This window comes from Bacillus sp. BC05(2025) (assembly GCF_056725905.1).
Map to the genome: position 1 here is coordinate 270,247 of NZ_JBWYRA010000003.1, position 12,437 is coordinate 282,683.

A 12,437-nucleotide genomic window follows, 5' to 3' on the forward strand; every position below is an offset into this window, starting at 1 on the left:
TCAGGTAATCCTTTTTAGTATATTATGAAAGTGTTACAGCTTTTTCTTTCTTCCATGAAAGGCCAAATCCAGTGAAACCAACAATAATTGTTAAGACTGGGCAAGCTAAACAGAAAATTGCGAATGGAAGGTAATCAAATGTCGGAACGCCAAGGACGTTCGATAAGAATACACCACTTACACCCCATGGTACGAGCGGATTAATAACTGTACCTGCATCTTCTAATACTCGTGATAAATTACGACGTTCTAAACCGACTTCATCGTATTTATTAGCAAATGCTTGTCCTGTTAAAACGATGGATAAGTATTGCTCACCAAGTAAGAAGTTTACACCAATTGCAGTTGAAGCAGTAGAAATAATTAAGCGTGTACTATTTTTTACGAAGCTAGAGATGATATTCATCAGCTGCGCGATAATACCCATTCCTTGTAATAATCCTCCCATACAAAGAGCTAGGAAAATAAGCGCAATCGACATCATCATACTTTGTAGACCACCGCGAGATAGTAAGCTATCAATGTCTTTAATACCAGTTTTAGAAACATAGCCGTCTTGCATAATTTTCATTAAATCAGCTAAAGAAGTGCTAGGTTTAAAAATAAAGAGAATAATAATTCCTACCACGATTCCTGCAAGTAATGTTGGAACTGCTGGAACTTTTTTAAATGCGAATAGGAACAGTAATAAAATTGGGATTAGTGTAACGATAGAAATCGTTGTATTTTTCTCTAATGTACTAATAAAGTTTGTGAAGTCAACGTCTCCGCTAGTGCCGCCTCCTAAAATGAAAAATGCGATAAAAGCAATAATGAAGGCTGGAACTGTTGTCCAAAGCATGTTACGAATGTGCTCAAATAAATCTACACCTGTTACAGCAGGAGCTAAGTTTGTTGTATCAGATAAAGGAGACATTTTATCTCCAAAGAACGCACCAGAAATAATTGCACCAGCAATTAGAGCCGGATCGTATCCGAGAGCACTACCCATGCCCATAAAGGCAAGTCCTACAGTTGCGGCAGTTGTAAAGGCACTACCGATACTCGTTCCAACAATTGCACAAACAACGAAAACAGTTGGAATGAAAATTTTAGGAGATACAAGTTGGAAGCCGTATACCATTAAAGTTGGGATTGTTCCAGCGGCGATCCAAACACTAATTAATACGCCTACAAGTAAGAAAATAAAAATAGATGGAATACCAGCTGAAATACTACTAATCATCCCTTTTTCCATCGTAGACCAATCAATTTTTTTCATAAATCCAAATGCTAATAAAAGAACGATGCCAAATAAAATTGGGATGTGTGGTGAAACTTCTAGTTGAATAACACTAAAGCCAATACAGAAAAAGATAAATACTGTTAAAAGAACAGATTCAATTTTTGAAACCATTGTTTTCCCCTCCTAAGTAATCTAAAATAGCTCTTTTTTATATAAAATTCGCCAATATTGTTTATTTCCTTCTAAAATTTAGAATTTTGTGACAAATTACCGGTAATTATTGGTTTTTCAATATGATACGGAAATGATTGGATAAAAAAACGCCCCTGCATATAATTATGCAGGGACGAAGAAATCGCGGTACCACCCTAGCTTGTGAAATGAATGTATCACAAAATAAAGGGTCGTATGATATGCGCTAATAAAATAAAAACGCCCCTGCAATATATGCAGGGACGAAAAATTCGCGGTACCACCCTAAATTGTGAAACAGTGTCGTTTCACCACTCTTTAGATATAACGGTCTATAACCGTCTTTCACTACTCCTTACGTTTCGCAAAAGAAGCTCCAGGGGGTAATTCATAATTCGCTCTGTACTGGTTCGCACCGACCACCAGCTCTCTGAAATCAGAAATCGAAATACTACTAAATCCTATCAATGCCGATTCATATGATGTTAGTTAAATTTTTATCATATATTCGTCTTACATGTCAATAAAAATATTCAATAATTTTTTAGGGACATAAAGGAGAACAATTTTAATCCTGTGAAAATGTGCGTTATAATGAATTTGAAAGGGGAGGAAAGAGTGAAGAAAAAAATAATTCTTTTTACCACTTTACTAGTCATTGGCGGAAGTGCTGGAATTTACACAGCTTTTGCAGCTGAATCAGAGCAGGCGAAGCAAAAGCAAGTACAGCAGTTAGAAATGAAGAAATCGAAAGAAGCTGAAGAGAAGAAATCGATGGAAAAAGCAGCTGAGAAACTAGGGGTTTCTAAGGAAGGGAAAACAAAAGAAGAGGTTGCGAAAGAAGTAAATACCGCAAGATTTGAGAAGCGCCATGATCTATTGATTGAACATGCAAAACAACTTGGAATTGAAACAGAAGGAAAAAAAGATGAAGAGATTATTTTAGAAATCGGAAAGATACAACATGGAAAGTAGAACAACTTATCTTATGATAAGTTGTTCTTTTTTAAGAACTACTTGATTTAAAAATAATTGACAGTCATTTAGATTTAATGTTAACTATATTTATAAACAAGTTAACATTAGGGGTGACAATTGTGACTTTTAGTAAGAGTACGACTGACAAACCATCATATACATATGAAGAGTTATCGGAGAAAAATAAAGCTTATGTATGGCATCCGTTTACACAAATGAAGGATTATTTAGAAGAAGATCCTGTCATTATTGAACGGGGAGAGGGAAGAAAGCTATACGATGTGAATGGAAATGAATATTGGGACGGTGTTTCGTCTATTTGGTTAAATGTTCATGGACATCAAGTACCGGAACTAGATGAGGCAATTCGTAAACAATTAAATAAAATTGCCCACTCTACTATGTTAGGACTTGCTAACGTTCCATCTATTTTATTAGCAGAAAAAATAATTGAAGTTGTACCAGAAGGTTTGAAGAAAGTATTTTATTCAGACTCTGGTTCTAGCGCCGTTGAAATTGCAATTAAGATGGCTTTTCAATATTGGCAGCATAAGGGGAAACCGAAGAAACAAAGATTTGTTACATTAAAAGAAGCGTATCATGGCGACACAATTGGAGCTGTTTCAGTAGGAGCAATAGACTTGTTTCACCAAGTGTATAGTTCACTTTTATTTGAGGCAATTAAAATGCCTTATCCATATACATATCGTTCTCCTTATGGAAATAATAAGGAGGGAATTGTAAAAAAACATTTAGAAGAAATGGAAGAGTTGTTGAAAGATAAACATGAAGAAATTGCGGCGATTATTGTAGAACCTTTAATGCAAGGTGCTGGCGGTATGATTACAATGCCAAAAGGATACTTAAAAGGGCTACGTAATTTATGTACAAAATATAATGTTTTATTTATTACAGATGAGGTAGCAACTGGATTTGGGCGTACTGGAAAAATGTTTGCATGTGAACATGAAAATGTAACGCCGGACATTTTAACAGCCGGGAAAGGTTTAACGGGCGGATATTTACCAGTTGCAATTACTGTAACGACAGATGAAGTTTATAATGCCTTTTTAGGAGGCTATGAAGAACAAAAAACGTTTTTCCACGGACATAGTTATACAGGGAATCCATTAGGGTGTGCGGTAGCAATTGCGAATCTAGAACTATATGAAAAAACAAATTTAATAGAAGAAGTAGCACGTAAAACAGAATATGTGGCTACGCAATTAGAGGAACTCTTTGCATATAAACATGTAGGGGATATTCGTCAGTGCGGGTTAATGGTTGGAATTGAACTTGTGAAGAATAAGGAAACGAAAGAAGAGTTTGAATGGACAGAGAGAATTGGGGTTCAAGTATGTAAACGCTCGAGAGAACTAGGCATGATCTTGCGACCGCTCGGTAATACGATTGTATTTATGCCTCCACTTGCTTCTACAATTGAGGAGATTGATGATATGTTACGTATTTTGTATAAAGCAATCTCGGATGTTACGGAGGGAGAATAATGAGTGGTTTTTTTATAACAGCAACGGATACTGAAGTGGGGAAAACAGTAGTCGCCGGTGCATTAGCAGGTGTATTTAGAGAATTGGGATATAATATCGGGGTATATAAACCGTTGCAAAGTGGACATGTTGCATCAAATCCAGAGGGAGATGCAGCAAGGCTAAAGGCATTATCAGGTGTACCGACAAAAGAAGATGAAATTTGTCCTTATTCTATTGAAGAGCCGCTTGCCCCGAGACTTGCCATGAAAAGAGCTGGAAGAGTAGTACATGTAAAAGACATTATTCATCACTATAATGAACGATTGAAAGAGTTTAATAGTTTATTTGTAGAAGGAGCAGGTGGATTAGCTGTTCCATATACAGAGGACGCTTTAGTAATTGATTTCGCAAAAGAATTACAGCTTCCACTTATTGTAGTGGCACGCCCTACATTAGGAACAGTAAATCATACAGTTTTAACGATTGCTTATGCAAAGGCACATGGTTTAACAGTAGCAGGTGTAATTTTATCTGGCTGCAAAGAATGCGAAATGGAAAGAGTGCAAGAAAATAAAGAAATGATTGAAGAGCTAAGTGGGGTACCGGTTTTAGGTTTATTACCATTCTTTGAAGGTGAGTTTACAAAAGAAGAAGTCTTGGAATCTGCTAAAGAATATATAATGATTTCAAAATTAGAGGAGCTTATCCGAAATGAATCAAACGTGGCGCACACATCTTCAATCTAAATTGCAACAATTAAATGAGCGAGGGCAGTATCGCAGTTTGCATGTAACAGAACAAGCAGAAGAGACATGGCTTATTCGAGATGAGAAAAGGATGCTAAATTTAGCGTCAAATAATTATTTAGGATTAGCTGGTGATGAAAGGTTAAAAGAAGCTGCTATTGCATACACAAGAAAATATGGAGCTGGGGCGACGGCATCAAGGCTTGTTGTAGGAAATTATTCACTGTATGAAGAGGTTGAGAGAAGTATATGCGATTGGAAAGGCACTGAAAAAGCCTTAGTTGTAAGTAGTGGATATACCGCAAATGTTGGAGTGATTTCTTCATTAGCGAGTCGTCACGATATTGTGTTTAGTGACAAATTAAATCATGCAAGTATCGTTGATGGAATTATATTGAGCGGGGCAGAGCATAAAAGGTATCGTCATAATGATTTAAATCATCTGGAGACGTTGTTAAAAACAGCATCTCCTGAAAAGCGGAAATTGATCGTAACAGATACTGTTTTTAGTATGGATGGTGATACTGCGTATTTGAGGGAGTTAGTGGAGTTGAAAGAGAAATACGGGGCAATCATTATAGTTGATGAAGCACATGCGAGTGGAATATATGGAATCGGCGGAGCTGGATTATCTCATATAGAAGAAGATCTTGCTCAAAAAATAGATATACATATGGGGACGTTTAGTAAGGCTTTAGGGTGTTATGGTGCGTATTTGACAGGCGATGCAATTTATATAGAGTATTTACACAATATGATGAGAAGTTTTATTTTTACTACTGCATTACCGCCAGGAACATTAGGAGCGGTACAAAAAGCAATTGAAATTGTAAAAGAAGATAATGAAAGAAGAGAGAGGCTTATAGAGAATGGAGCATATTTCAGAAACCATTTACGAGAAGCTGGTTTTGATATAGGAAATAGCTCAACTCATATTGTACCGATCGTAGTCGGTTCAAATGAAACAGCTTTACGGTTTAGTAAAAGGTTGCAACAGATAGGAATTGCTGCAATTGCAATTCGTCCACCAACGGTTCCAGTTAATAGTTCACGGATCCGTTTTGCAGTTACGTCCCAACATACAATAGCTGATTTGAACTGGGCTATTCAGCATATTATACGCATTGGTAAAGAAGAGGGGTTTTTAGTATGAAAGAGCTAAAGATTATTTTTATTCCTGGGTGGGGAATGGAAGAAAATATTTGGACTTTAGTTCTGCCGTATTTTAAAGGATATTTTGTTCAATGTATCAATTGGCGTAATGTGAAAGAACAAAGTGAATTTGCAGGGCGAATAATAGATGTAGCAACGGATGAAAATGTAATTTTAGTGGGATGGTCACTAGGGGCGTTAGCGGCAGTTCAAGCTTATAAAAAGGTTAATGCAAAAGGTATCGTATTAATTGGTGGTACTGCCAAATTTACAAATACGTGCGACTATACGAGTGGATGGAATGCTTTGCATGTAGAACGGCTGAAAAAGAATTTGGCGCGAAAGAAAGAAGACACGCTCAAGCGGTTTTATGAAAATATGTTTACGAAAGATGAGCTGAAAGAGAATAAAAGGTTTGAAGATATGATAAAACACTTTAAAGGTGATTCTATTCAGTCTTTACAATTAGGTTTAGATTATTTAATAGAAACAGATGTGAGAGAAGAATTGAAAGAAATAAAAGTACCTATACTGCTTATTCATGGAGAGCAGGATGTAATATGTCCGTTGTCTGCAGCGCGTAGTATGGCTGAGAATGAGGCTGCTACGCTCAAGGTAGTAAACGAGGCTGGGCACGCATTATGTGTAACGAATTTTGAATGTTGTGTAAATGAGATAATTCAATTTGTAGAGGGGATACGACATGATCAACAAAACGTTACTACAAAAACGGTTTAATGTGGCAGCTGTATCCTACGATCAATATGCAAATGTACAAAAAAAGATGGCACATTCATTACTTTCTACATTGAATCGGCGATATAGTGTAAATGCATCGATACGTATTTTAGAACTTGGATGCGGGACAGGATATGTTACAGAGCAACTATCAAACTTATTTCCGAAAGCACATATTACAGCTATTGATTTTGCTGAAAGTATGATTGCAGTTGCGAAAACTAGACAAAATGTAAACACTGTAACATTTTACTGTGAGGATATCGAAAGACTACGACTAGAAGAAACGTATGATGTCATTATTTCAAATGCCACATTTCAATGGCTAAATGATTTAAAACAAGTGATAGGAAATTTATTTCATCATTTGTCTATAGATGGAATATTACTTTTTTCAACGTTTGGACAGGAAACATTTCAAGAATTGCATGCTTCGTTCCAGCGAGCGAAAGAGGAAAAAAATATACAAAATGAAACATCGATTGGGCAACGTTTTTATTCAAAAAATCAGTTGCGCCATATATGTGAGATAGAAACAGGGGATGTACATGTTTCTGAAACATGTTACATAGAGAGATTTACAGAAGTTAGAGAGTTTCTACATTCTATTCGTAAAGTAGGAGCGACCAATAGTAATGAAGAATCATATTGTCAAAGTCCCTCACTCTTTCGTGCGATGCTTCGTATATACGAAAGGGACTTCACGGAAAATGAAGGGATAATGGCAACGTATCATGCTTTATTTGTGCATATAACAAAAGAGGGGAAGAGATGAAATGAAACAAGTACAAACAAAAAGGGATTGGAAAAAACTTGCATACGACGTAGTAGAAGAGAAAATGATTACAAAAGAAGAGGCAATAGCGATATTAGAGGCTGACGATACAGAGATTTTAGAAATTATGAATGCAGCTTACATCATTCGCCATCATCACTTTGGTAAGAAAGTAAAATTAAATATGATTATTAATACGAAGTCTGGATTATGCCCTGAAGATTGCGGATATTGTTCACAGTCTATTATTTCAGAAGCGCCGATTGATAAATATGCATGGCTAACGCAGGAAAAGATTGTAGAAGGAGCACACGAAGCGATTCGCCGTAAAGCGGGTACATATTGTATTGTAGCATCTGGTCGTCGTCCGACGGATAAAGAGGTGAATCACGTAATTGGAGCAGTTAAGGAGATTCGTGAAACGACAGATTTAAAGATTTGTTGTTGTTTAGGTTTCTTAAACGAAGATCAAGCAGGACGTTTAGCGGAGGCGGGTGTACATCGTTATAACCACAACTTAAATACACATGCGAATAATTACGAAAGCATTTGCTCCACTCATACGTATGATGATCGTGTTGATACAGTTCAAAAAGCGAAACAAGCGGGTATTTCGCCATGCTCAGGAGCGATTTTTGGAATGGGAGAGACAATAGAAGAGCGTGCTGATATTGCATTCGAATTACAACGTATAGATGCAGATTCAATTCCATGTAATTTCCTTGTTGCTGTAAAGGGTACGCCGCTTGAAGGGCAAAAGGAGTTAACACCAGTAGAATGTTTAAAAGTGCTGGCGATGATGCGCTTTGTAAACCCAACGAAAGAAATTCGCATTTCAGGAGGGCGTGAAATTAATTTACGTTCTGTACAGCCAATCGGTTTATTTGCAGCGAACTCTATTTTTGTTGGAGACTACTTAACGACAGCTGGACAAGAACCAACTGCAGACTGGGATATGATTGAAGATTTAGGGTTTGAGATTGAGGAATGTGCATTATAAGATAGAAAAAAGCAAACTTGTAAAAGAGTTTGCTTTTTTTGTAAATAAAATGTAATAAATAATTGTGAACGCTTGGTACTATTGGATTTTGAGCGAAAAAAAGAATTTTGGTGGACGAATTTTCCAAGCCTCAATTGTACATAGTAAATATGTAATTTATATTGGGTTGGAGGATTTTACATGCACAAATATATATTAGCGATTATGACTTGTCTAATTTTACTAAAAGCGATAAGTACTGATCCAGTTAAGGCCGCCGAAAATCCTGAGCAAAAAGAGATGCAACAACGAATTGAACAACATTTTCGAACGAAAGCTGAACATTTTGGATTGAAAACAGAAGGGAAAGATTTAAAGGAAGTACGAAAAGAAATTACTATTATAGAAGAAGCGAAGAAAAGAGAGGATGCGTGGAAAACAGCACAAACGCTTCGTATACAAACAGAAGGAAAAACAATGGATGAATTAATAAAAGATGTACGGAAAAAAGTAAAGAAATAAAAAAAGAGGCCGTAGCCTCTTTTTTTATGCCCATTGTTTTGATAAGTGAGCCATTTCAATTGCAGCAACGGCGGATTCATAGCCTTTATTACCAGCTTTCGTGCCTGCGCGTTCAATCGCTTGCTCGATTGTTTCAGTCGTTAATACACCGAAAATAACGGGAATGTCTGTTTGTAATGATAAAGATGCAACACCTTTTGCCACTTCATTACAAACGTAATCGTAATGTGTTGTAGCACCACGAATGACAGTGCCTAACGTAATAACAGCATCATACTTCCCGCTATTAGCCATCTTTTTAGCGATTAAAGGAATTTCAAATGCACCAGGAACCCAAGCAACATCGATATCAGCTTCTTCTACACCGTGACGCTTTAACCCATCTAAAGCTCCGCCAAGTAACTTACTTGTAATAAACTCATTAAAACGTCCAACAACAACCCCAACTTTTAATCCTGTACCAACTAAATGACCTTCAAATACCATAATAAATCTCTCCTTTAATTATAAGTTTAGTAAATGTCCTAATTTGTTTACTTTCGTTTGTAAATACGTTTTATTCTCTTCTTTTGTTGGCATTTGTAACGGGACACGCTCAATCACTTCTAAATCGTACCCTTGTAAGCCAGCAATTTTTCGCGGGTTATTCGTTAATAATCGTAAATGTTGTAAACCTAAATCTTTTAAAATTTGAGCGCCAATACCGTAATCACGCAAATCAGCTGGGAAGCCAAGCTTTTCATTTGCTTCTACAGTATCGAAGCCTTCTTCTTGTAACTTATAGGCGCGAAGCTTATTCAGAAGTCCAATGCCTCGCCCTTCTTGTCTCATATAAAGAAGAACACCTTTTCCTTCACGCTCAATTTGAGCAAGCGCAGCATGGAGTTGTGGTCCGCAGTCACAGCGGCACGAGCCAAATACATCTCCTGTTAAGCACTCTGAATGAACGCGTACAAGTACAGGCTCTCCTGTTGAAATATCACCTTTTACGAGTGCAATATGCTCTTTCGAATCTAATGAATTAGAATAGCCAATCGCATGGAAAGTACCGAAATCTGTAGGTAATGTAATTTCCACTTCTCGCGTTACTAATGTTTCATGGTGGCGGCGATAAGCAATTAAATCTTCTATTGTAATCATTTTTATATCAAATTGTTTTGCGCACTGTAGTAAATCAGGTACGCGTGCCATCGTACCGTCCTCATTAATAATTTCACAAATGACGCCAGCTGGTTCTGCTCCGCAAAGCTGTGCTAAATCGACAGCAGCTTCTGTATGACCAGCACGGCGCAGGACACCGCCTTCTTTCGCAATTAATGGAAAGATATGTCCAGGACGATTGAAATCAGCACCTTTTGATGCAGGATTTAACAATTCTTTTATTGTAGTTGCACGTTCGTGGGCACTAATCCCAGTTGTTGTAGAAACATGATCAATGCTTACTGTAAATGCAGTATGATGCGAATCTGTATTATGAGCTACCATTGGTTCTAATTGTAGACGTTCTGCGTATCCTTCCGTAATCGGTACACAAACGAGGCCGCGCCCATGTGTAATCATAAAGTTAATTGTTTCTGGGGTAATATACTCTGCTAAAGCGATAAAGTCGCCTTCATTTTCGCGGTTTTCATCATCACATACGATAACGACTTTTCCTTGTTTTAAATCTTCTAGAGCTTCTTCAATACGATGAAACATCATGCTTCCCCCTTATAGAAATCCGTTTTCTTGTAAAAAGCTTTCGGTCATTGAATTTGTTCGTTTTACAGGTTTAGAAATAAAGCGTTCGATATATTTACCAATCATGTCGCACTCAATGTTTACGATGTCACCGGCGTTCTTTTCTCCAATAACAGATTCGCTTACTGTGTGCGGGATGAGTGAAATGGTAATGGAAGATTCGTCTATATCAAATATTGTTAAACTCGTTCCATCAATAGCAACGGAACCTTTATGCAAACAATAGCGCAGCAATTCATCAGCAATAGTTATTTTGTAATAGACGGCATTATAGTGTTGTTTTTTGCTTGAAATCGTCCCGATGCCATCGATATGCCCTGAAACGAAGTGTCCACCAAATCGTCCGTTTGCCGCCATTGCACGTTCTAAATTTACTTTGCATTGCGGTTTAAGCATGCGAAGTGATGTTGATTGCATCGTTTCAGGCATTGCGTCTACTGTGAATGAAGTTGTTGTGAAACTCGTTACAGTTAAGCAAATACCGTTCACCGCGATACTATCACCTAAGTGAACATCTGATAAAATTTTATTTGCATGGATCGTTAACTTCATCGCTTCTCCGCTTTGTTGCATGTTTGCAATCGTTCCTAATTCTTCTACAATTCCTGTAAACATTCCGTCACCTCACTTCGGGCATGCGCAACAATTTTTATATCGTCGCCAATTTGTTTCATCTCTTGAATTTTCAAGGAAAGTGCATCTTGTAATGTTGAAAAACCATTGCCGCCAAATAAAGTAGGCGCATCTTTCCCACCAATTAATTTTGGGCTTATATAAGTTACAATTTCATTGAAATTGTTTGTTTGTAAGAAGCTCGCATGGACGGTTTGCCCACCCTCAACGAAAAGAGATAGAATTTGTTTTTCGCCGAGTAGGTCTAAAACATCTTGAATTTCAATTTGCTTCGTTTTCATTTGGAATATCACTATATTTTCAGATTCATAAGAAGCTATTTTCTCTTTATTTACATCCTTACCGACAAAAATCCATGTCGGTGCTAAACCATCTGTTATGACATGAGAAGATGGTGGCGTTCGTAAATGAGTATCTAAAATAACGCGTATAGGATGTTTACCTCCGTTAGGAATTCTTGTTGTTAAATGCGGATTATCAGCTATAACTGTATTCACTCCAACGAGAATCGCATCATGTGTATGGCGGTATTGGTGAACATCAGCTCGTGCTTCTTCACCTGTAATCCACTTACTTTCACCCGTAACAGTTGCTGTTTTTCCGTCTAAGCTCATCGCTGTTTTTATTGTTACAAATGGACGTTTCGTTTTCATGTAGTGAAAAAAGTAGCGATTTAACAAAGCTGCTTCTGCTTCCAGAACACCGGTAGTTACTTCGATGCCAGCTTCCTCTAATTTTCTTTTTCCATTACCAGAAACGAGCGGGTTGCAATCAAGAGTGGCAATTACAACCCGTTTGACTCCTTTTTTGATGAGCAATTCACAGCAGGGGGGTGTTTTTCCAAAATGGCTACACGGTTCAAGTGTTACATAAACAGTAGCTCCTTTTGCTTTTTCACCAGCCATATGAAGAGCATAAACTTCTGCGTGTTCTTCACCAGCACGCAAATGAGCTCCCATACCGACGATGTTTCCATCTTTTACAACAACAGCACCAACCATAGGATTTGGACTTGTTTGTCCGGATGTTCCTTCTGCTAACTGCAGGGCAATCCTCATATATTCTTGATCTGTCATTCTCTTCACCTCTCCTGAAAAAATCAAAAAACCCCAAGGATTTTATATCCTTGGGGTTTGGGAGACGTGATTTCTAGAAATATAGTTCGAATACGAAAGTATAGGAAAGAAACCTAACGATGATTGATATTTTGGCATAAGGAAAAAACCTAGCAAAATATCGAATTTTTCAAACGCTAGTCGTATCTTTT

General features: G+C 37.3%; 13 protein-coding genes and 1 other annotated feature. Of the genes, 8 read left to right on the top strand and 5 right to left on the bottom strand.

From position 1 onward, the window contains the following. Positions 1–22 precede the first annotated feature (22 nt). Positions 23–1,396 carry a Na+/H+ antiporter NhaC gene (gene nhaC, locus ACZ76X_RS12130; RefSeq protein WP_098667383.1) on the bottom strand — a complete coding sequence of 458 codons (1,374 nt, stop codon included), beginning with the start codon at positions 1,394–1,396 and terminating at the stop codon, positions 23–25. Positions 1,397–1,673: 277 nt separating this feature from the next. Continuing rightward, positions 1,674–1,894, bottom strand: a binding site (T-box leader). 141 nt (positions 1,895–2,035) lie between these two features. Between nhaC and ACZ76X_RS12135 the strand changes: the two genes are divergently transcribed. The 8 genes from ACZ76X_RS12135 (at position 2,036) to ACZ76X_RS12170 (ending at position 8,797) form a co-directional block, all read left to right on the top strand. Next, positions 2,036–2,392 carry a hypothetical protein gene (locus ACZ76X_RS12135; RefSeq protein WP_474397717.1) on the top strand — a complete coding sequence of 119 codons (357 nt, stop codon included), beginning with the start codon at positions 2,036–2,038 and terminating at the stop codon, positions 2,390–2,392. A 77-nt stretch (positions 2,393–2,469) separates the two neighbouring features. Next, positions 2,470–3,903 carry an adenosylmethionine--8-amino-7-oxononanoate transaminase gene (bioA, locus tag ACZ76X_RS12140; protein WP_479850571.1) on the top strand — a complete coding sequence of 478 codons (1,434 nt, stop codon included), beginning with the start codon at positions 2,470–2,472 and terminating at the stop codon, positions 3,901–3,903. Further along, entirely contained in the window at positions 3,903–4,631 is a 729-nt protein-coding gene (gene bioD / locus ACZ76X_RS12145; RefSeq protein WP_479850572.1) for an ATP-dependent dethiobiotin synthetase BioD, read from the top strand. Before bioA ends, bioD begins: the two co-directional genes overlap by 1 nt. After that, on the top strand, positions 4,597–5,784 hold the full coding sequence (bioF, locus tag ACZ76X_RS12150) for an 8-amino-7-oxononanoate synthase (RefSeq protein WP_479850573.1): 1,188 nt from the start codon (positions 4,597–4,599) through the stop codon (positions 5,782–5,784). Before bioD ends, bioF begins: the two co-directional genes overlap by 35 nt. Continuing rightward, on the top strand, positions 5,781–6,521 hold the full coding sequence (locus tag ACZ76X_RS12155) for an alpha/beta fold hydrolase (protein ID WP_479850574.1): 741 nt from the start codon (positions 5,781–5,783) through the stop codon (positions 6,519–6,521). Before bioF ends, ACZ76X_RS12155 begins: the two co-directional genes overlap by 4 nt. After that, positions 6,487–7,296, top strand: a complete 810-nt coding sequence (gene bioC / locus ACZ76X_RS12160; RefSeq protein ID WP_474397723.1) for a malonyl-ACP O-methyltransferase BioC — start codon at positions 6,487–6,489, stop codon at positions 7,294–7,296. The genes ACZ76X_RS12155 and bioC overlap by 35 nt, the downstream gene beginning before the upstream one ends. Position 7,297: 1 nt before the next feature. Beyond that, complete coding sequence (bioB, locus tag ACZ76X_RS12165) at positions 7,298–8,296, top strand: biotin synthase (protein WP_479850575.1); 999 nt, start codon at positions 7,298–7,300, stop codon at positions 8,294–8,296. Between the two features lie 180 nt (positions 8,297–8,476). Next, complete coding sequence (locus tag ACZ76X_RS12170; protein ID WP_474397727.1) at positions 8,477–8,797, top strand: hypothetical protein; 321 nt, start codon at positions 8,477–8,479, stop codon at positions 8,795–8,797. A gap of 24 nt (positions 8,798–8,821) precedes the next feature. Here the strand turns inward: ACZ76X_RS12170 and ribH are convergent, their stop codons facing one another. The 4 genes from ribH to ribD are packed head-to-tail and all read right to left on the bottom strand — an operon-like array spanning position 8,822 to position 12,246. Then, the gene (gene ribH, locus ACZ76X_RS12175; RefSeq protein WP_000230889.1) at positions 8,822–9,283 is read right to left on the bottom strand and encodes a 6,7-dimethyl-8-ribityllumazine synthase; all 462 of its coding nucleotides are present in this window, start codon (positions 9,281–9,283) and stop codon (positions 8,822–8,824) included. An 18-nt stretch (positions 9,284–9,301) separates the two neighbouring features. Further along, positions 9,302–10,495, bottom strand: coding sequence for a bifunctional 3,4-dihydroxy-2-butanone 4-phosphate synthase/GTP cyclohydrolase II (gene ribBA, locus ACZ76X_RS12180; RefSeq protein ID WP_479850576.1), 1,194 nt, complete (start codon positions 10,493–10,495; stop codon positions 9,302–9,304). A 12-nt stretch (positions 10,496–10,507) separates the two neighbouring features. Next, positions 10,508–11,152, bottom strand: coding sequence for a riboflavin synthase (ribE, locus tag ACZ76X_RS12185; protein ID WP_474397729.1), 645 nt, complete (start codon positions 11,150–11,152; stop codon positions 10,508–10,510). Beyond that, entirely contained in the window at positions 11,134–12,246 is a 1,113-nt protein-coding gene (gene ribD / locus ACZ76X_RS12190; RefSeq protein WP_479850577.1) for a bifunctional diaminohydroxyphosphoribosylaminopyrimidine deaminase/5-amino-6-(5-phosphoribosylamino)uracil reductase RibD, read from the bottom strand. Before ribD ends, ribE begins: the two co-directional genes overlap by 19 nt. Positions 12,247–12,437: the final 191 nt, after the last annotated feature.